Source organism: Xylanimonas ulmi (genome assembly GCF_004216535.1).
Lineage (GTDB): Bacteria > Actinomycetota > Actinomycetes > Actinomycetales > Cellulomonadaceae > Xylanimonas > Xylanimonas ulmi.
On record NZ_SGWX01000001.1, the window covers coordinates 3690477 to 3709128 of the forward strand.

General features: G+C 74.2%; 19 protein-coding genes. 11 read left to right on the top strand and 8 right to left on the bottom strand.

All coding sequences use genetic code 11. The features are described 5' to 3' along the window. Window positions 1–5: 5 nt before the first annotated feature. The 3 genes from EV386_RS18545 to EV386_RS16900 all read right to left on the bottom strand — a co-directional run bounded on the left by EV386_RS18545 (window position 6) and on the right by EV386_RS16900 (window position 5708). Window positions 6–3482 (bottom strand): DEAD/DEAH box helicase, encoded by a 3477-nt coding sequence (locus EV386_RS18545; protein WP_207216561.1) that lies wholly within the window; start codon window positions 3480–3482, stop codon window positions 6–8. A 47-nt stretch (window positions 3483–3529) separates the two neighbouring features. Next, the gene (locus EV386_RS16895) at window positions 3530–4207 is read right to left on the bottom strand and encodes a potassium channel family protein (protein WP_130416448.1); all 678 of its coding nucleotides are present in this window, start codon (window positions 4205–4207) and stop codon (window positions 3530–3532) included. Window positions 4208–4322: 115 nt separating this feature from the next. Further along, entirely contained in the window at window positions 4323–5708 is a 1386-nt protein-coding gene (locus EV386_RS16900; RefSeq protein ID WP_130416449.1) for a TrkH family potassium uptake protein, read from the bottom strand. A gap of 71 nt (window positions 5709–5779) precedes the next feature. On the opposite strand from EV386_RS16900, the gene EV386_RS16905 reads away from it, so the two are divergent. Then, window positions 5780–6955 (top strand): acetoin utilization protein AcuC, encoded by a 1176-nt coding sequence (locus EV386_RS16905; protein WP_130416450.1) that lies wholly within the window; start codon window positions 5780–5782, stop codon window positions 6953–6955. Window positions 6956–7111: 156 nt separating this feature from the next. Beyond that, complete coding sequence (locus EV386_RS16910; protein WP_003792170.1) at window positions 7112–7210, top strand: 30S ribosomal protein bS22; 99 nt, start codon at window positions 7112–7114, stop codon at window positions 7208–7210. Window positions 7211–7291: 81 nt separating this feature from the next. On the opposite strand, the gene EV386_RS16915 is transcribed toward EV386_RS16910, so the two are convergent. Further along, the gene (locus EV386_RS16915; protein WP_130416451.1) at window positions 7292–8119 is read right to left on the bottom strand and encodes an HAD family hydrolase; all 828 of its coding nucleotides are present in this window, start codon (window positions 8117–8119) and stop codon (window positions 7292–7294) included. A 78-nt stretch (window positions 8120–8197) separates the two neighbouring features. Between EV386_RS16915 and EV386_RS16920 the strand changes: the two genes are divergently transcribed. Beyond that, window positions 8198–8443 carry a glutaredoxin family protein gene (locus EV386_RS16920; RefSeq protein WP_130416452.1) on the top strand — a complete coding sequence of 82 codons (246 nt, stop codon included), beginning with the start codon at window positions 8198–8200 and terminating at the stop codon, window positions 8441–8443. Window positions 8444–8459: 16 nt separating this feature from the next. Next, entirely contained in the window at window positions 8460–9119 is a 660-nt protein-coding gene (locus tag EV386_RS16925) for a redox-sensing transcriptional repressor Rex (RefSeq protein WP_130417014.1), read from the top strand. A 253-nt stretch (window positions 9120–9372) separates the two neighbouring features. Here EV386_RS16925 and EV386_RS16930 read toward each other — a convergent pair whose 3' ends face one another. After that, the gene (locus tag EV386_RS16930; RefSeq protein WP_130416453.1) at window positions 9373–9924 is read right to left on the bottom strand and encodes a YceI family protein; all 552 of its coding nucleotides are present in this window, start codon (window positions 9922–9924) and stop codon (window positions 9373–9375) included. A 128-nt stretch (window positions 9925–10052) separates the two neighbouring features. On the opposite strand from EV386_RS16930, the gene EV386_RS16935 reads away from it, so the two are divergent. The 6 genes from EV386_RS16935 to ccsB all read left to right on the top strand — a co-directional run bounded on the left by EV386_RS16935 (window position 10053) and on the right by ccsB (window position 15535). Further along, a complete protein-coding gene (locus tag EV386_RS16935; protein WP_130416454.1) occupies window positions 10053–10511 on the top strand; it encodes a MarR family winged helix-turn-helix transcriptional regulator in 459 nt (152 codons plus the stop codon). Between the two features lie 72 nt (window positions 10512–10583). After that, window positions 10584–11234, top strand: coding sequence for a histidine phosphatase family protein (locus tag EV386_RS16940; protein ID WP_130416455.1), 651 nt, complete (start codon window positions 10584–10586; stop codon window positions 11232–11234). Continuing rightward, a complete protein-coding gene (locus EV386_RS16945) occupies window positions 11231–11833 on the top strand; it encodes a TlpA family protein disulfide reductase (RefSeq protein WP_130416456.1) in 603 nt (200 codons plus the stop codon). The genes EV386_RS16940 and EV386_RS16945 overlap by 4 nt, the downstream gene beginning before the upstream one ends. Continuing rightward, window positions 11833–12597 carry a cytochrome c biogenesis CcdA family protein gene (locus EV386_RS16950; protein ID WP_130416457.1) on the top strand — a complete coding sequence of 255 codons (765 nt, stop codon included), beginning with the start codon at window positions 11833–11835 and terminating at the stop codon, window positions 12595–12597. The genes EV386_RS16945 and EV386_RS16950 overlap by 1 nt, the downstream gene beginning before the upstream one ends. Further along, complete coding sequence (resB, locus tag EV386_RS16955; RefSeq protein WP_130416458.1) at window positions 12597–14516, top strand: cytochrome c biogenesis protein ResB; 1920 nt, start codon at window positions 12597–12599, stop codon at window positions 14514–14516. The genes EV386_RS16950 and resB overlap by 1 nt, the downstream gene beginning before the upstream one ends. Continuing rightward, window positions 14513–15535, top strand: a complete 1023-nt coding sequence (gene ccsB, locus EV386_RS16960) for a c-type cytochrome biogenesis protein CcsB (RefSeq protein ID WP_130416459.1) — start codon at window positions 14513–14515, stop codon at window positions 15533–15535. The genes resB and ccsB overlap by 4 nt, the downstream gene beginning before the upstream one ends. Window positions 15536–15628: 93 nt before the next feature. Here the strand turns inward: ccsB and EV386_RS16965 are convergent, their stop codons facing one another. Next, window positions 15629–15904 carry a PLD nuclease N-terminal domain-containing protein gene (locus EV386_RS16965; protein ID WP_130416460.1) on the bottom strand — a complete coding sequence of 92 codons (276 nt, stop codon included), beginning with the start codon at window positions 15902–15904 and terminating at the stop codon, window positions 15629–15631. A 53-nt stretch (window positions 15905–15957) separates the two neighbouring features. Between EV386_RS16965 and EV386_RS16970 the strand changes: the two genes are divergently transcribed. Further along, window positions 15958–16236: a DUF4229 domain-containing protein gene (locus EV386_RS16970; RefSeq protein WP_165399983.1), complete on the top strand. Its 279-nt coding sequence runs from the start codon at window positions 15958–15960 to the stop codon at window positions 16234–16236. Window positions 16237–16256: 20 nt separating this feature from the next. Here the strand turns inward: EV386_RS16970 and EV386_RS16975 are convergent, their stop codons facing one another. Beyond that, on the bottom strand, window positions 16257–17132 hold the full coding sequence (locus tag EV386_RS16975) for a 1,4-dihydroxy-2-naphthoate polyprenyltransferase (RefSeq protein ID WP_130416462.1): 876 nt from the start codon (window positions 17130–17132) through the stop codon (window positions 16257–16259). A gap of 69 nt (window positions 17133–17201) precedes the next feature. Beyond that, complete coding sequence (locus tag EV386_RS16980; RefSeq protein WP_130416463.1) at window positions 17202–18593, bottom strand: AMP-binding protein; 1392 nt, start codon at window positions 18591–18593, stop codon at window positions 17202–17204. Between the last annotated feature and the right edge of the window lie 59 nt (window positions 18594–18652).

The window sequence follows — 18652 nt, forward strand, 5'->3', positions numbered from 1 at the left end:
GCGCGCTACGCCTCGAACAGCGCGCGCACATCGTCGACGTCGATCGCGCCCGCGAACAGCTCGGCGTCGTCGTTGAGCACCGCGTCGACCAGGCGGGCCTTGCGCTCCTTGAGCGCCATGACCTTCTCCTCGATCGTGCCCGACGCCACCAGGCGCACCACGTTGACGGGCCTGGTCTGGCCGATGCGGTGCGTGCGGTCGACGGCCTGCGCCTCGGTCGCGGGGTTCCACCACGGGTCGAGCAGGTAGACGTAGTCGGCCTCGGTGAGGTTGAGCCCGAACCCGCCCGCCTTGAGCGAGATGAGGAACAGCGGCGCTGTGCCGTCCTTGAAGCCGGCGACGACGTCGGCACGCCGGCGCGTCGAGCCGTCGAGGTAGGCGAACTCGACCCCTGCGGCCCGGCACCGCTCGGCCACGAGGCCCAGATAGCCGGTGAACTGCGAGAACACCAGGGCGCGGTGCCCCTCGGCCACGACCTCGTCGAGCTGCTCGAACAGCACGTCGAGCTTGCTGGAGGGCACCGCCGCGTACGCGTCCGGGTCGACCAGCGACGCGTCCAAGGCCATGCGGCGCAGCGTCGTCAGGGCCCGGAACACCGCCACACGGTTGGCGTCGAAGTCGTCGAGCAGGCCCAGCACGCGCTTGCGCTCGCGCTGCAGGTGCGTCTCGTAGACCGTGCGGTGGCGCGGGGCGAGGTCGACGGCCACGACCTGCTCCTGCCGCTCCGGCAGCTCGGGGGCGACCTGCTCCTTGGTGCGCCGCAGCAGCAGGGGCCGGGCGCGGCGCTGCAGCCGCGCGAGCCTGGCGCGCGCGTGGCGGCGCATCGCGTCGTCGGTGTCGGGCCGTGACGCCGCCTCGATGGGCTTGACGTAGTCGGTGCGGAAGTGTTGGAGCGAGGGGAAGAGCCCCGGCGCGACGACGGCGAGCAGCGACCACAGGTCGGTCACGTTGTTCTCGAGCGGGGTGCCCGTGATGGCGAGCTTGTACGGGGCGCGCAGCGCCCGCGCGTGCTGGTTGGCCCGCGTCGCGTGGTTCTTGACGAACTGCGCCTCGTCGAGCACCAGCGCGCCCCAGTCGAGCGCCGCGAACGCCTCGGCGTCGAGCCGGAACACGGCGTAGGACGTCACCACCAGGTCGGCCCCGGCCACCACCTCGGGCAGCGGCGTCGCGTCGCGGCGCGAGGACGTCGTCGTCACCGTGGCCACGCGCAGGTGCGGCGTGAAGCGCGCGGCCTCGGCCGCCCACCCCGCCACGACCGACGCGGGCGCCACGACCAGGAAGGCGGGGGCGTCGGGCTGGCGCTCGCGCGCGTGCGCGATGAGCGTGAGGGTCTGCAGCGTCTTGCCTAGCCCCATGTCGTCCGCCAGGATCCCGCCCAGGTGGTGCTCCCAGCAGAACGCGAGCCACTCGAAGCCGCGGCGCTGGTAGGGCCGCAGGTCGGCCTGGACACCCGCGGGCACCGGCAGGGGTTCGGGCAACGCGCCGGTCGCGCCCTCGGGTGCGCCGTCCGCCGCGCCCTGCGTCGCGGCCTCGCCGCGCACCAGCGCCAGCAGGCCGCCGACGGCGGTGCGCCAGCGCTCGGACTGCTCGACGACGTCGGCGACCTCGGCGAGCTCGTCCCACAGGCTCGCCTGGTGGCGGGTCACGCGCAGCTGCGGGGAGCGGCGGTCGGCGATGCCGTCGGCCTCGGCGAGCAGCAGGCGCAGCCGTTCGAGCGAGGGGTGGTCGAGGCGCAGCCACGCGCCGTCGGCCAGCATCAGCCGCCGCTTGCCGTGTGCGAGCGCCTCAAGGATGTTCGGCAGCGGGACCGCGTGCCCGTCGACCGTCACCGTCACGGCGAGGTCGAACCAGTCGGCGTCCTCGGCGTCGCGCGCCTCCAGGGCGATCTGCGGGGTCGAGGTCAGCTCGGTGTAGGCGGGCTGGTCGACGGTGCGCACCTCGACGTCGTCGAGCGTGTCCAGTGCGGGCAGCAGACGCTCGGCGAGGTCGAGCGCGGCGAGCCCCTCCCACTCGACGTGGTCGGCCAGGGCGAAGTCGTCGAAGCCCGCGGCGCGCGCGGCGCGCTGCGCCCGCTCGGCGAGCGTGCGCTCGGCGTCCAGGTCACGCAGCGCGACGTCGGCGGCCGACGGGGCGAACGCGTGATGGCGCGCCTCGTCGACGCCGTCGGAGGAGGAGTACATCCAGCCGGCGCGCAGCGCGGCGGCGCTGACGCCCGTGAACGTCGCGGTCAGCACCAGCGTGGGCCGCGGCGGCGGGGGCAGCGGCACCGAGCCGTCGCTGCTGGTGACGGTCACCTGGCGGCGCAGCGCGGGCAGGTAGTCGGCGCGCAGCCGCTGCTCGTCGGAGGCGGGGACGGCGACCTCGGCGCCGACGGTGAGCAGCTCGGCCGCGCCGGGGGCGAGCGGGGCGGGGGACGGGCCGAGCGTGACGACCCAGGCCTTCGCGTCCTGACCCGCCGCCGTGCCGGGTGGGTCGACCGTGAACAGGCCGTGGTCGCCCAGCGCGCCGCGCAGCGCCGAGACGGCGGGGGAGCCGTCGACCAGCACCCGCGGGACCAGGCGCACACCGCCGTCGTCGCGCGTCGCGTCCACCACGAGCTCGACGCGTTCGGCGAGCACGATCACGTCGCGCTTGGCCGACCCGACGAACGGCACGCCGAGCTCACGGCCGAGCGCCAGGTGAGGCCACAGCAGGCGCCCGGGGAAGTCGTCGAGCGACGTCCAGTCCGAGCCGCCCCAGTACCCCTGCCCGCGCATCGCGCCGAGCTCGGCCAGCCACTGGCGTGCGCGCGGCTCCCAGCGCGTGACGTCGTGCTCACGGCGCAGCGCGTCCCAGCTCACGTCCCAACCGGCCGCCCAGCCGCCGCTCGCATTGCGCCGCACGGGCCGCACCGAGACGCCGAGGTCGACGGGCGCCGCGTGTGCGGCCGCGCCCGCCCCGGCGCGGCGGCGCACCGACGCGCTCACGGCACCGCGCGCGGAGGAGCGTGCGGAGGCGCGCCCGGGGCGCGCGGGCGGCTTCGCCGGGCCGGTGTGGTCGGCGCGGACCAGGCCGTCGACGCGCACCTGCAGCGCCAGCGGTGTCGCGGCCGCGGCGGGCGCCGCCGTCGGCGTCGCGACCGACAGCACCCGGTCGAGCTGACGCTGCCACGCGGCGGGCGCCGGGGTGGCCGGCCGCCTGGCGGCGCCGGGGCCACCCACCGCGTGCAGCAGGGTGGCGACCACGTGCTTGCAGTTGTGGCCGACCGGGCACGTGCAGTCGCCCTCCGCGACGGCGCGGCCCGCGTGGTCGAGGTACACCCACGTCAGGTAGGTGTGGCGGCCGCTGCCGCGCACCTGCGCGGTCAGCACCGACTCGCCGGGGTTCCACTGCAGGTGCGAGACCCGGCCCTGGCGGGCGTAACCCTCGCCACGGGCGTAGGTCCCCGCGTCCACGAGCCGGGAGATCCCGCGCGGGTCGATGCCGGTCAGTCGCAGAGCCACGCGGCGATGCTCCCACGGCCCGGCGCGCGCGAAGCCCACGTGCGCGCTCACGGACGCCCGGCGAACCGCTCCAGAAGGTCCGCGTGGCCGCCGCAGACGATGAGGTCGTTCGCCGCGACCCGCGTCTCGGGCGTCGCGTACTGGAAGTCCAGCCCGGACGACTTGACCCCGATGACCGTCACGCCGTAGCGGCGGCGCACGTCCGACTGCGCGAGCGTGAACCCCTGCATCTCCTTCGGCGGGCGCATCTTGACGATGGTGAAGTCGTCCTCGACCTCGATGTAGTCGAGCATCTTGCCGCTGACCAGGTGCGCGACGCGGGCGCCGGCGTCGGACTCGGGGTAGACGATGTGGTGCGCCCCGATGCGCTCGAGGATGCGCCCGTGCTCGGCCGAGACGGCCTTGGCCCAGATCTGCGGCGTGCCCAGGTCCACCAGGTTGGCGGTCACCAGCACCGACGCCTCGAGCGAGCTGCCGATGCCGACGACGGCGACCGCGAAGTCCTTCGCGCCGAGCTGCTCGAGGGCCTCCGGGTTCGTGGCGTCGGCCTGGACGAGCGGTAGGCGGCCCGACCAGTGGGCGACGTGCGCCTCGTCCTTCTCGACCGCGAGCACGTCCTGGCCCAGGCGGTCGAGCGTGCTCGCTATCGCCGAGCCGAACCGGCCCAGCCCCAGCACGAGCACACCGGCGTCCCGCTCCGGCTCCTTCTTGCCTCTGTCCGGCACGACGGCGGACCTCCTGTCACCTGCGGCTTACCTGTGTTGTCGTCGGGTGAGGCTGCGGCTCCGCTTCGGGCGGGTGCCTCGTTCCTCGGCCCCCACCCTGCGCTGCGCCTCCGCCTCACCCGATGATCGGGCGCTCTTCGGGGAACCTTACGATGCGCCGTCGGTCGCGCAGGGCGAGCGCGGCGGCGAACGTCATCGAGCCGGTGCGCCCGACGAACATGAGCGCGCACAGCACGTACTTGCCGGCGTCGGGCAGATCGGCCGTGAGCCCGGTCGACAGCCCGCACGTCGCGAACGCCGAGATGACCTCGAACAGCACCACGTCGAGCGACTCGCCCGAGATCTCCAGCAGCGCGAGCGACCCGAGCAGCACCGTCGTCGCGCTCATGAACACCACGGCGATCGCCACGCGCAGCGTGTCGCGCGGGATGCGCCGCCCGTAGGCCTCGATGTCCTTGTCGCCGCGCGCCTCGGCGAGGATGGCCAGCAGCATGACGGCGAGCGTCGTCACCTTGATGCCGCCGCCCGTCGACGCCGAGCCGCCGCCCACGAACATGAGTGCGTCGGTCACCAGCCAGGTGCCCTCGTGCATCGACCCCACGTCGACCGTGCTGAACCCGCCCGAGCGGGGCATGGTGCCCGCGAACAGCGACGCGATGAGCTTCTGCCCCACGGGCAGCGGCCCGAACGTGTCGGGGTTGTTCCACTCGAGCCCGGCCAGCAGCACCCATCCGGCCAGGACCAGCCAGGCGCTCGTGACGATCGTGAGCTTGGTGTGCAGCGACCAGCGCGTCCACGTCCGCTGGCCCTTGCGTCGCGTCGAGAGGATGTTGAGGATCACGGGGAAGCCGAGCGCGCCCACGAACACGCCCAGGATGATCGGCAGGTCGAGCAGCCAGTCGCCGACGTGCGGCGCCAGACCGTGCGGTGTGGGCACGAACCCGGCGTTGTTGAACGCCGAGATGCCGTAGAAGAGCGCGTGCCATGCGGAGGTGCCCAGGGACTCGCCCAGCGCCAAGAAGCGCGGGAACAGCAGCGCGGCCACCGCCAGCTCCAGCGACGTCGAGGTCACGATGACGACCCGCACGAGCGAGCCGACCTCGCCCAGGCGGTCGGTCCGCGTCTCGGACGCCGTCAGCAGCCGCTGCGTGAGCCCGATGCGGCGTGAGACGGCCAGCCCCAGGATCGAGGCGAGCGTCATGACGCCGAACCCGCCCACCTTGATCGCCAGGAGGATCACGACCAGCCCCCACGCCGACCAGTAGGTGCTCGTGTCGACGACGGTCAGCCCGGTCACGCACACGGCCGAGATCGCCGTGAAGAGGGCGTCGACGAACGCCACCGACCGGCCCGACGCCGTCGCCCACGGGGCCATGAGCAGCACCGTGAACAGCGCGCACACACCGAGGAACACCGTCAGGGCCAGGCGCGCGGGCGAGTGCCGCGCCGCATGGTCCACGAGCTCACGAAACCCCAGAAGGCTGCCTCGTCGGGGCGACACCCGGGACCTCCCTGCCCCTCGACACCTGGACGTCGGGCCAACTCTGCCACGGTGTCCGATACCGTGGCCGCATGTCGCTGGCCCGTCTGGTGTGGAGCGCCCAGTTGCTGCGCTACGACTTCGGCCGCGGCCATCCCATGTCGCCCGCGCGCCTTGACCTCACCATGCGCCTGGTGGAGCAGCTCGGTCTGCTCGACGCGCCGGGGCTCGAGGTGGTGAGCGTGCCGCCCGCGCCCGACGCGCTCATCGAGACCGTCCACGACCCCGCGTACGTCGCGGCCGTGCGCCTCGCCTCGCAGCAGGGCGTCGCCGACCCGCTGCGCGGGCTCGGCACCGAGGACGACCCGGTCTTCGCCGGGATGCACGACGCCGCCGCGCGCCTGGTCGCAGGGTCGGTCGACGTCGCGCAGGCCGTGTGGGACGGGCGCGCGAGCCACGGCCTGAACATCGCCGGCGGCATGCACCACGCCCATCGCGACGCCGCCTCGGGCTTCTGCGTCTACAACGACGCCGCCGCGGCCATCCGCCGTCTGCTCGACGACGGCGCGCGCCGCGTCGCCTACATCGACCTGGACGCGCACCACGGCGACGGCGTCGAGCACACGTTCTGGGACGACCCGCGCGTGCTGACCGTCTCGATCCACCAGGACGGGCACACGCTGTTCCCCGGCACGGGCAACCCCGCCGACGTCGGAGGTCCCGGCGCCGAGGGCACCGCCGTCAACATCGCCCTGCCGCCGCGCACGCGGTCGGGGCCGTGGCTGCGCGCCGTCGAGGCCGTCGTGCCCGCGGTGGTGCGCGAGTTTCGGCCCGACGTGATCGTCTCGCAGCACGGCGCCGACGCGCACGCGCGCGACCCGCTGAGCGACCTGCGGGTGGGCGTGGACGCGCAGCGGCACGGCGCGCACCTGGTGCACGAGCTCGCGCACGAGCTGTGCGACGGGCGGTGGGTCGCGCTCGGCGGGGGCGGGTACGCCGTCGTCGACGTGGTGCCGCTGGTGTGGTCGTCGCTCGTGGCGGAGGCGCTGCACCGCCCGCTCGACCTGGCGCTGCCCCTGCCGGCCGCGTGGCGCGCGCACGTGGCCGCGGTCTCGGGCCTCGACGCCGCGCGCGTCATCGGCGTCGAGGAGGTCGCGTGGCGCCCCTGGTCGGCGGGCTACGACCCGGCCGACGACGTCGACCGCGCGGTGCTGGCCACCCGCCGGCACGTGTTCCCCTTGTGGGGCCTGGACCCCTATCACGACTGAGGCCGCCTGCGTCCTGCCGCGTTGAGGGGAGGTGCGCGCCCCGCTTCCCGGGCACTGGCGCCGATCAGGTAGGCTGTCGGACGGACTTTTCTCGTGTTGGCCGCTCGTCGTGGACCAACCGTTGTTCCACCGACCGACCCGCACCAGGAGGACCACATGGGCTCCGTCATCAAGAAGCGCCGCAAGCGCATGGCGAAGAAGAAGCACCGCAAGCTGCTTCGCAAGACGCGTCACCAGCGTCGCAACAAGAAGTGACGTACCGAGGCCCGGCCCCCCAGGGGACCGGGCTTCGTTGCTTCGTGGAGCGCCGCGCTGCCTCCTGGCGCGCCGCCGCGCTCAGCGCAGGTCGAGGCGCTTGCGCACCTGCCGCCGGATGGCGCGCACCACGAGCCCGGCGGCCCACGCCGCCCCAGCCCACGACGCCGTCTTGACGCTGCGCCCGGCGACTCGATGGCGGCGCCCGCGGAACTCGCGGATGGGCCAGCCCACGTCGCGCGCGTGACGGCGCAGTCGCCCGTCGGGGTTGATGGGGCACGGGTGCCCGACGGCGGTCATCATCGGCAGGTCGTTGAGCGAGTCCCCGTAGGCGTAGGACGCGTCGAGGTCGATGCCCTCACGCTCGGCGAGGGAGCGCACCGCGTCGGCCTTGACCGACCCGTGCATGAGGTCGCCCAGCAGGCGTCCGGTGTAGAACCCGTCCTTGTGCTCCGCGACCGTGCCCAGGCAGCCTGTCGCGCCCAACCGTCGTGCGATGAGGCGGCCGATCTCGACCGGTGTCGCTGTGACGAGCCACACCTGGTCGCCGGCCGCGATGTGCTCGTCGAGCAGTTTCTTGGTGCCCGGGAAGATGCGCAGCTCCAGGACGGCGTCGTAGACCTCCTCGCCGACGGCCGTGACCTCGGCCACCGAGCGGCCGGCGATGAGCGAGAGCGCGCGCTGGCGCACCTGGTCGATCTGCTCGCGCGACTCGCCGAACAGCACGTAGCGGGCCTGGATCACGCCGAAGCGCAGCAGGTCGAACGTGCCGAAGAACTTGCGCTGGTACAGCGCGCGCGCCAGGTGGTAGGCGCTGGCGCCGCGGATCACGGTGTTGTCGACGTCGAAGAACGCCGCCGCCCGGCCTCGCTCGTGCGAGGGCGAGGTGGCTGTCACGGCGTCCGACATACCGACCACTTTATCCGCGCAGGTAGTCTGTGAGTTGTGGACAGGCCGCTGGAGGACCTTCGGGCGAAGGCTCCGCGTGTGGTCCTCTTCAGCCGGGTCGGATGTCACCTGTGCGACGACGCGCGTGAGGTGGTGGCCCGGGTGTGCGAGGCCGCCGGTGAGCGATGGTGTGAGATCGACATCGACTCCGGCCCGCAGTCCGCTAGTCTCCAGGACCGTTACAGCGACTATGTGCCCGTCGTCGAGGTGGACGGGGTGCAGCAGGGATTCTGGCAGGTCGACGGTGACAGGCTGGCGCGCAGACTCGCGCGCGGTGGCCGCTGACAGTCTGGAGGACGCGGTGATCGAGACGGGTGACCTTGCGGTTCCGGCCGCCACCGTGGCGCGGCTGCCGCACTATCTGCGCGCGCTGCTCGACCTGCAGTCCGCGGGTGTGCGCACGACGTCGTCGACCGAGCTCGCCGACGTCGCCGGGGTGAGCTCCGCGCAACTGCGCAAGGACCTGTCGTATCTCGGCTCGTACGGCACGCGCGGGGTCGGGTACGACGTCGCGTCGCTGTCCACGGTCATCTCCACCGCGCTCGGGCTGGGGTCCACGCATCGTCTGGCCATCATCGGCCTGGGCAACCTGGGCCACGCGCTCGCGAACTACTCGGGGTACACCACGCGCGGCTTCGAGGTGGTGGCGCTGCTCGACGTCGCCGACGCGGTGGTCGGCACGCGTCCGTCGGGGAGCCTGGCCGTCGAGCACCTCGACGACCTGGAGCAGGTCATCAAGCGTGAGGCGGTGACCATGGTGGTGCTCGCGACGCCCGCGCACGCCGCCCAGTCCGTGGCCGAGCGCGTCATCGCGGCGGGTGTGCGCGAGATTCTGTCGTTCTCGCCGGTTGCGCTGCAGTTGCCCGACGACGCCGTGGTGCGCAGTGTCGACGTCGCGGGCGAGCTGCAGATCCTGGCGTTCCACGCGGCGGCGCGTACGGCCACGCGCTCGGTGGGCTGAAGGCCCTCCGTCGCCGGTCGCCCGCGGTGGTCGAGCCTGTCGCGACCTGGGGTCAAGCCGCCCTCGGCGGTCGAGCCTGTCGAGACCCGCGGTCAAGCCGCCCTCGGCGGTCGAGCCTGTCGAGACCCGGGGTCAAGCCGCCCTCGGCGGTCGAGCCTGTCGAGACCCGGGGTCGGGATGGTCTCGACAGGCTCGACCGGCGGCGGGGGCGTCGCCCGGCGGCGGGGTGTCGCCCGGCGGCGGGGGGCGTGGGTCAGGACTGCTTGATCGTCGAGATGTCGAGCGCGATCTTGACCTTGTCGGCCACCAGGAAGCCGCCCGTCTCGAGTGCCGCGTTCCAGGTCAGGCCGTAGTCGGCGCGCGAGATCTCCAGCTCGGACTCGAAGGCCGCGCGGGCGTTGCCGAACGGGTCGGTCGCGGTGCCGGTGAACTCGGTCTCGAGCTCAACGGTCTGGGTCACACCGTTGATCGTCAGGTCGCCCACGATGACGAAGTCGCCGCCGTCGGCCTTGACGGACGTCGAGGTGAAGGTCCAGGTCGGGCGCTCCTCGGCGTGCCAGAAGTCCGCGCTCTTGAGGTGGCCGTCGCGGTTGGCGTCACCGGTGCTGACCGACGCGGCGTCGAGCTCGGCGGTGACCGACGACGACTCGAGGTCCTCGCCGACGGTCACGACGCCCGAGGTGATCGCGATCGTGCCGCGCACCTTGGCGATGCCCGCGTGGCGGACGGTGAACGAGGCGGTCGAGTGGGACGGGTCGATGGCGTAGGCGCCGGCGGTGAGGCCGGCGGGCAGCGGCGTGGCCATAGAGAACTCCAGACGGTCGTCGACCCGGGCGGGTCGGGGTTTTGCGGGTGCCGCCCCGCAGATAGTTGAATTCTCAACTATCATTGTGGGGCGAAGGCTCCAACCACGCGGTCGCGTAGCGTATTCCCATGGTGGACTGGCTCACTGACGAGCAACAGCGATCGTGGCGCTCATATCTCGAAGGCACTGCCCGGTTCGTCGACGCGCTCGCCCACGCGCACGACGCCGACAGCCCGCTCAGCCTCGGCGAGTACCACCTCATGGTCCAGCTCTCGGAGCAGCCCCATCGCACCCTGCGCATGTCGGCCCTCGCCGAGGGCCTCGCGCTGTCGCGCAGCCGCCTGACCCACACGGTCGACCGCATGGAGCGGCGCGGGCTCGTCGAGCGTCACGCCGTGCCCGGCGACCGGCGCGGGGTCAACTGCGTCATGACCGAGGCGGGCTGGGCGATGCTCGTTCGGGCGGCGCCCCACCACGTGGCCGCGGTGCGCCGCCTGATGATCGACGTCCTGACACCTGAGGAGCTCTCGGTGCTCGGCCGCGCGATGGCCAAGGTGGCTCAGGAGGCCAAGAGCGCGACCGCGTGACGGTCGTCTCAGTCGGGCCTCGGTGTGCCGAGAGCCCAGTGAGCGCCCATGGACGCGTGGGACACTGACGCCATGGTGACCACGACTGTCCACCTTCTGCGCCATGGCGAGGTGCACAACCCTGGTCGCGTGCTATACGGGCGACTGCCGGGCTACCACCTGTCCGAGCGCGGCCACGAGATGGCCCGCGTCGTCGCCCGCGCGCTGACCGACCAGGGGCGCGACGTCGTCGGACTGGTCGCCTCACCGCTGCAACGCGCACAGGAGACGGCCGCGCCCATCGCGCAGGCCTTCGGGCTGGTCACGGGCACCGACGAGCGGCTCATCGAGGCCGGCAACCGATTCGAGGGCACCAGCGTCGGATCGCAGCCTTGGCGGCTGCTCAACCCGCGGTGGTGGCCGGCGTTGCGCAACCCGCGGCTCCCGTCGTGGGGCGAGCCCTACCGCGAGCAGGCCGACCGCATGCAGGCCGCCGTCCAGGACGCGCGCATCGCGCACGCCGGCCACGAGGTCGTGCTCGTCAGCCACCAACTGCCCATCTGGGTCACGCGCCTGGCCTACGAGGGCGCGCGCCTGTGGCACGACCCGCGTCACCGCCAGTGCACGCTCGCGTCACTGACCAGCCTCCACTTCGCCGACGACGTGCTCGCCGGCATCGAGTACACCGAGCCCGCGCGGCGCCTGTCGGCCTCCCTGAGCAAGGGCGCGTGGTCGGTCAAGTGAGGCGCGCGCACAACCCGTCCCCGGCGGCCGCGGCCGCAGTCCTGGTCGCCCTGCTCGCACTGGCGGGGTGCGCGCAGTCCTCAGGGGCCGGCGACGTCGTCGGGCAGGGCTTCGTCTCAGGCGACGGGTCGGTGCGCCAGTGGGATGCCGACGACCGCGGCGACCCGGTGACCATCGAGGGCGCCGACTTCGACGGCCAGCCGGTCAGCACCACCGACTGGGCCGGCGACGTCGTCGTCGTCAACACCTGGTACGCCGGGTGCGCGCCGTGCCGCGCCGAGGCGCCCGGCCTCGTCGAGCTCGCGACCGAGCGCGCCGCCGACGGCGTGCGCGTGCTCGGCATCAACACGCAGGACGACGCCGGCGCCGCGCAGGCGTTCGAGCGCACCTTCGCGGTGCCCTACCCCTCCATCGCCGACGCCAGCGGGCAGGTCATCGCCCGGCTCTCGGGCGTCGTCGCGCTGCAGGCCGTGCCCACGACCGTAGTGCTCGACGCCGAGCACCGCGTCGCCGCGCGCGTCATCGGCAAGGCCGACCCCTCGACGCTCCAGGCGCTCGTCGACGACGTCCTGTCCGGCGCGGACGCTGTGGACGACTGATGGGCAACGCGTTCGCCACGACCGCGTTCTCCGGGTCGATGCTGCTGGCCGTCCCGGTCGCGATCCTCGCCGGGCTGGTGTCGTTCGCGTCGCCGTGCGTGCTGCCGCTCGTGCCCGGGTACGTGGGGTACGTCAGCGGCATGGCCGCGGCCGGCGCGGGCGCGGCAGGCGGTCGCACGACGCCGGAGCGCGGGCGCGTGCTCGCGGGCGTCGGGCTGTTCGTGGCGGGGTTCACCGCGGTCTTCGTCGCGCTCATGGCCGCCGCGGGCGCCGTCGGGGCGCACCTGGTGCGCTGGGAGGACACGCTGCAGCGGGTGCTGGGCGTCGTCGTCATCCTCATGGGGCTCGCGTTCCTCGGCGGCATCCCGTTCCTGCAGCGCGAGCGACGGCTGCGCCTGAGCCCGCGCGCCGGACTGTGGGGGGCGCCGCTGCTGGGCGTCGTCTTCGGCCTGGGGTGGACCCCCTGCATCGGGCCGACGCTCGGCGCGGTCCAGGCGCTCGCACTCGACCAGGCGTCGGCGTCGCGCGGCGTCGCGCTCGGCGTCGCCTACTGCCTGGGGCTGGGCGTGCCGTTCCTGCTGGTCGCGCTGGGGCTCCAGAGCTCGCAGCGCATGCTCGCCTTCCTGCGGCGGCGACGGCTGGCCATCATGCGCGTGGGCGGCGGCCTGCTGGTGCTCATCGGGCTCGCGCTCGTCACGGGTGTGTGGGGCGCGATCACACGCGCGCTGCAGGGCTGGGTCAGCGGCTGGGAGACGGTGGTCTAGTGAGCGAGCGCAAGGTGTACCGGCCCGAGGGCATCGCGGACGCGTTCGTCGAGGCCACACCGTCGGTCGAGGCCACACCGTCGGCCGGGCCCACACCGTCGGCCGGGCCCACACCGTCGGCCGGGCCCACACCGGGGGTCGAGCCTGTCGAGACCCCCGCGCCGGCCGAGACCCGCGCGCCCACGCTGCCCACCCTCGGCGTCGTCGGCTGGCTGCGCTGGACCTGGCGCCAGCTCACCTCGATGCGTGTGGCCCTGCTGCTGCTCATGCTGCTCGCCGTGGCCGCCGTGCCCGGCTCGATCCTGCCGCAACGCGGCCCCAACCCCGACAAGGTGCTGCAGTACCTGGGCGAGCACCCCACGAGCGGCCGCTGGCTCGACCGGCTCGGGCTCTTCGACGCCTACACCTCGCCGTGGTTCAGCGCGATCTACCTGCTGCTGTTCGTCTCGCTGGTCGGGTGCATCCTGCCGCGCGCCGCGCAGCACGCGCGCAATCTGCGCGGCCGCCCGCCGCGCACCCCCGCGCGCTTCACCCGGTTCCCGGCACAGGCCTCGGGCCTGACGACCGCCGCGCCCGACGACGTCGTCGCCGCCGTCGCGGCGCGGCTGCGGCGCGGGCGGACCTTCCGCGTCGACGTCGGCGCCGAGCCCGCCAACACGGCGCGGCCCGCGGCCCGCACGATCGCGGCCGAGCGCGGCTACCTGCGCGAGACCGGCAACCTCCTGTTCCACGTCGCGCTGCTGGGGCTGCTGGTCTCGATCGCGCTCGGACAGCTCTTCCACTACCGCGGCCAGGCGATCGTCACTGAGGGGCGCGGGTTCGCGAACGCCGTCGTCGACTACGACACGTTCTCGCAGGGCGCGTGGTTCCGCGCCAGCGAGCTGAGCCCGTTCTCGCTCACGCTCGACTCGTTCACCTCGCAGTTCGCCTCCGACACGGTCGCGTTCGCCCAGGCGCGCGACTTCACCGCCCACGTCACGGTCACCGGCGCCGACGGCTCCTCGACCGAGCGCACGACCATCAAGGTCAACCACCCGCTGACGATCGACGGCGCCAAGGTCTACCTGCAGGGCAACGGGTTCGCGCCCGAGGTCACCGTCAAGGACGCCACCGGCGCCGTCGCGTTCTCGGGCCGGGTGCCGTTCATCCCGCAGGACACCATGTACACCTCGCGCGGCGTCATCAAGGTGCCTGACGTCAGCGAGGGCCTCGACCAGATCGGCCTGACGGGCTACTTCCTGCCCACCGCCGTCGTCGACGACTCGGGCAACGCGCGCTCGGTGTTCCCGCAGCCGGAGAACCCGATGCTCGTGCTCCAGGTGTGGACCGGCGACCTGGGGCTCGACGGCGGCGTGCCGCAGAACGTCTACAAGCTCGACACCGCGTCGATGACCGCCGCGACCGACGCCGACGGGCAGCGCGCGCAGCTCATCGTCCAGCCCGGTCAGACCGTCGACCTGCCCGACGGGCTCGGCACCATCACGCTCGGCGCGCAGGTGCCGCGCTACGTCGCGCTCGACCTGCGCTACGACCCGTCGCTCGCGTGGGTGCTGGGCTTCGCGCTGCTGGCGCTCGCCGGGCTCGGGGTCTCGCTGTTCACCCCGCGCCGCCGGGTGTGGCTGCGCGCGTGGACCGTGCCCGACGCCGCCGGCCCGTCCGGCGGGCTCACACGCGTCGAGCTCGCGGGCCTGGCCCGAGGCGACGACTCGGGGCTGCAGGCCGAGGTCGAGCGCGCGCTGGCCGCGGCGCCGGGGCTGCTCGACGAGGTGCGCCACAATGAGAGCGCGGCCGACGGCGGGCGCGTCCGGCCGGGCCACGACCCGGGAGAGCCGGGAGCGCCGGGGCACGACCCGGGCGAGACGACGGAGCCCGACCGCGCGAGCGCGCACGCCACGAACGACCAGGAGGACCTGCGATGACCGCCGAGCAACTGGGGAGCCTGAGCGAGCTGCTCGTCTGGGCGGCGCTCGCGTCGCTGACGATCGCGCTCGTGTCGTTCGCCGTGGACCTCGCGCGGCGCACCGACCGGCGCGTCGAGCGGCGCGTGCGCGCGGGCGTTCCGGCGCTCGCGGGCACGGCGGCGCGCGGGGCCGCGGTGGGCCGGACGGCGTCGTCGGGCACCGCATCGTTGGGCACAGCGTCGTCGAACACTGCGGCGGGGACCGCGGCCGCCCCGGCCGGCGAGCATGGCCGGGCCGCGGGCATCGCCATGTCGACGACGGTGCTCGGCACGGCCCTGCTGGCCGCCGCGATCGTGACGCGCGGCCTGGCCGCGGGGCGCACGCCGTGGGCCAATATGTACGAGTTCACGCTGGTGGGGTCGTTCGTCGCGCTCGCCGTGTTCCTCGTCGTCAACACCCGCCGCGACGTGCGGTTCCTCGGGGCGTTCGTGACCGGGCTGGCGGCGGTGTTCCTGACGCTGGGGCTCAACGTCTTCTACGTCGCGGCCATGGGCGTGCAGCCCGCGCTGCAGTCGTACTGGCTGGTGCTGCACGTGGGGGTCGCGATCACGGCGACCGGGGTGTTCACGGTCGCGTTCGTCGCCTCGGCCCTGCAGCTCCTGCGCACGGCGCGCGACGGCGGGGCCCGCTGGGCCACCGGCTGGCGCTGGCTCGACCGGGTGCCCACGCCGACGTCGCTGGAGGCCCTGAGCTTCCGGCTCAACGCCATCGGGTTCGTGCTGTGGACGTTCACGATCATCGGCGGCGCCATCTGGGCGGAGCACGCCTGGGGCCGCTACTGGGGCTGGGACCCCAAGGAGGTCTGGTCGTTCGTCATCTGGGTCGTGTACGCGGGCTACCTGCACGCGCGCACCACGCGCGGGTGGTCGGGCTCACGCGCGGCCTGGTTCGTGGTGGTCGGCTACGCCTGCGTCCTGTTCAACTTCACGGGCGTCAACCTCATCTTCAACGGCCTCCACTCCTACTCCGGCCTCTAAACCCCCGCCGAAGTACCGGTCCTCGGTCGAAGTACCGGCATCCGGCGCCCGAGGACCGGTATCTCGACCGAGGACCGGTACCTCGCGGGGGGTTTAGGTGGGGTCTTGGTGGTGGTCGTTGCCGAGGCGGCGGAGGAAGTCGGGGTCGTCGTCGGGGGCGATCGGGCGGGCGCCGCGCCGTGGGGCGCGCGGCGTCGATCGGCGCATGACGATCCAGACGAGCGCGCCCAGGGCGGGCAGCGCGAGGATGACGACGGCCCACAACCACTTCGGCAGCCCGCCCGTCTCGTCACGGCGCGCGCCCGCCAGGTCGGCGAGCGCGTAGACGACCAAACCGACGACGGCCAGGGTGAGCACGACGCGAGGCATACGCCCAGCCTATGACCGTTCGGAGTGGGCAGCGCCCGCGCCTACCCTGGAGCGTGCCCTTTCTCCTGTACTCGCTCTACCGCGTCGTCGTGCTCCTGGCCGCGTTCGGGCTGCTGCTTCTGCTCGGCGCGCACCCGGTGGTCGCCGGCGTGCTCGCCATCCTGATCGCCTCGGCCGTCGCGTACCTGTTCCTTCGGCGCCAGCGCGACGCCGCGACGGCGTGGCTCGCCGCGCGCGCCCAGGCGCGCAAGGAGCGCCGCGCTCCGGGGCGTTTCGCCCGCGCCGTCGCCCAGGACGAGGCCGCCGAGGACGCCGCCGACGACGCGAGCTGAGGCACCCCGAGCCGGGTGGCTCAGCTCCCGAGGGCCAGGCCCAGCGCGAGCAGCACGCCGAACGCCAGCTCGTACATGCCCGTGCCGGCGAGCACCGGCACCAGGAGCTTGCCGCGTGCGCCGGCGAGCACCGGCAGCGACAGCAGCAGCGCTGGGCCGGCGAGCAGCACCACGATCAGCGCCCACGGCGTCCACAGCGCGCACGCCAGCCCGAGCAGGATCGGCAGCCAGATCCCCGCGACGTAGGCCTTCCGGGCGCGTGCGTCGCCCAGGCGGACGGCGAGGGTGCGCTTGCCGGAGAGCGCGTCGGTGGGGATGTCGCGCAGGTTGTTGACCATGAGCAGCGCACACGCCACGATCCCGACGCCGACGGCGCCCAGCACCGACGGCCCGGTGAGCCGATTGGCCTGTGTGAAGGTGGTGCCGAGTGTGGCCACGAGCCCGAAGAACACGAAGACGCCGACCTCGCCGAGTCCGGCGTACCCGTAGGGGCGCCGTCCGCCCGTGTAGTACCAGGCGGCCGCCACGCACGCGGCGCCGACGGCCAGCAGCCACCAGTGGCCCGAGAGCCAGGTGAGCGCCAGGCCGAGCGCGCTGGCGACGCCGAACGCCGCGAACGCGGCCGCCTTGACGTGCCCCGGCCGGGCCAGGCCCGAGGCCGTCAACCGCAGCGGTCCGACGCGGTCGACGTCGGTGCCGCGCACCCCGTCCGAGTAGTCGTTGGCGTAGTTGACGCCCACCTGGAGCGCGAGCGCGACGCCGAGCGCGAGCAGCGCCCGCCCGAACGAGAAGGCTCCGACCTGCCCGGCCGCCGCCGAGCCGATCAGCACGGGGGCCGTGGCTGCGGGAAGGGTGCGCGGTCGGGCGCCGGCGATCCACTCGGCGGGCGTGGCCATGTGGTGGTGCTCCTTGCGTCGGCACGCGCCGCGCGGCCGGGAGGCCGACGGCGGTGTGCGGGGTGGTGGCTAGTGGCCGGCGGCCTCGGCCGCGCGGGCCACGGCCCGGCGGTCGACCTTGCCGGGACCGCGCAACGGCAGGGCGCCGGTGACGTAGACCCGCCGGGGGGCCGACGGCGCACCCAGCCTAGCCGCGACGGCGGCGCGCACCCGCGCGAGCGCGTCGGCGTCGACGGCGACCAGGCGCTCGTCGCGGCCCGGCGCCGCGACGACGGCGACGAGCGCCTGCCCCCACTCGTCGTCGGGGACCCCGACGACACACGGCTCGACGGCGGGCAGCCCGAGCGCCGCCGGGGCGAGGTCCGCCAGCGCCGCCTCGACGGTCGCGGGCGCCACGTTGACGCCGCCGGTCACGACGACGTCGTCGGCGCGGCCGAGCACGGACAGCACGACGGCCTCGGTCGGGTCGCCGGCAGGGGAGCCGTCGCCGCCGCGCGCGCTCTCGTCGCGCGCGGCGCGGTCAGGCGTCGCGGTGGCGGCCAGGCTGCCCAGGTCGGAGGTGCGGAACCAGCGCGTTCCGGCCTCGGGTCCGCAGGCGTCGGCGCGGAACGCCTCGGCGGTCGCGTCGGGGTCGCCGAGGTACCCGAGGGCGAGCGTCGGCCCCGCGATCTCGACCACGCCGACCACGCCGACCGGGCTGACCGGGCTGACCGCGTCGGCGCCCACGTTGCCGAGCGCCCCGCCCGCGCCGACCGGCCTACCGAGGTTGTGCGCGGCGCCCGAGCCCGTGGGCGCGGTGAGCCGCAGCCGTACACCCGCCAGCGGCACGCCGTCGTACACGCACCCGCCCGCGGTCTCCGACATGCCGTAGGTGCGCACCACGGGCACCCCCGCGGCGCGCGAGCGCGCGAACAGGGCCGGGGCGGTCGCCGCCCCACCCACCAGCACCGACGCGCAGCGGGACAGGGCGTCGAGACCCGCGCCCGCGCCGTCGTCGGCCGCCGCGAGCACGCGGTGCAACTGCGTGGGCACGAGCGAGATGTGCACGCCGACGCCGTCGGCGAGCGCGGGGCGCAGCAGTGCGGCGAGCCCGTCGGGGGTGAAGTGCGCGCCCGGCTCGGCGGCGACCAACGGGTCGGGAACTCCCTCGTCGGCGGCCAGCGCGGCGCGCACGAGCACCTGCAGCCCCGCGATGTGGGTCGCCGGGAGCGTGAGGACCCACCGCCCCGGCCCGCCGAGCCGATCGTGCGTCGCCGTCGCCGACGCGCGCAGGGCCGCCGCGGTCAGCGCAACCTCGCGCGGGGCGCCCGTCGAGCCCGAGGTCCGCACGACCAGGGCCGTGCCCGCAGGCGGGGCGTCCGCGCGCAGGCGGGGCAGCGGGGAGACGGCGGGGCCGCCGTCGAGCGCCGCGCGCAGCCGCCGCGCGAGGCCGTCGACGTCGTCAGGGAGGGTGTGATCCACCCGGTCAGGGTAGGCGCCCGAGCGCCTGCCACGGTGACGGGCCGCCGCGCCCTAGGCTG

Bases quoted from the DNA above. Each gene is read 5' to 3' on its own strand.
- EV386_RS16935 (WP_130416454.1), top strand. From the start codon at position 10,053: ATGGTGGACTGGCTCACTGACGAGCAACAGCGATCGTGGCGCTCATAT.
- EV386_RS16975 (WP_130416462.1), bottom strand. From the start codon at position 17,132: ATGGCCACGCCCGCCGAGTGGATCGCCGGCGCCCGACCGCGCACCCTT.
- EV386_RS16915 (WP_130416451.1), bottom strand. From the start codon at position 8,119: ATGTCGGACGCCGTGACAGCCACCTCGCCCTCGCACGAGCGAGGCCGG.
- EV386_RS16910 (WP_003792170.1), top strand. From the start codon at position 7,112: ATGGGCTCCGTCATCAAGAAGCGCCGCAAGCGCATGGCGAAGAAGAAG.
- EV386_RS16965 (WP_130416460.1), bottom strand. From the start codon at position 15,904: ATGCCTCGCGTCGTGCTCACCCTGGCCGTCGTCGGTTTGGTCGTCTAC.
- ccsB (WP_130416459.1), top strand. From the start codon at position 14,513: ATGACCGCCGAGCAACTGGGGAGCCTGAGCGAGCTGCTCGTCTGGGCG.
- EV386_RS16905 (WP_130416450.1), top strand. From the start codon at position 5,780: ATGTCGCTGGCCCGTCTGGTGTGGAGCGCCCAGTTGCTGCGCTACGAC.
- EV386_RS16930 (WP_130416453.1), bottom strand. From the start codon at position 9,924: ATGGCCACGCCGCTGCCCGCCGGCCTCACCGCCGGCGCCTACGCCATC.
- EV386_RS16940 (WP_130416455.1), top strand. From the start codon at position 10,584: ATGGTGACCACGACTGTCCACCTTCTGCGCCATGGCGAGGTGCACAAC.
- EV386_RS16950 (WP_130416457.1), top strand. From the start codon at position 11,833: ATGGGCAACGCGTTCGCCACGACCGCGTTCTCCGGGTCGATGCTGCTG.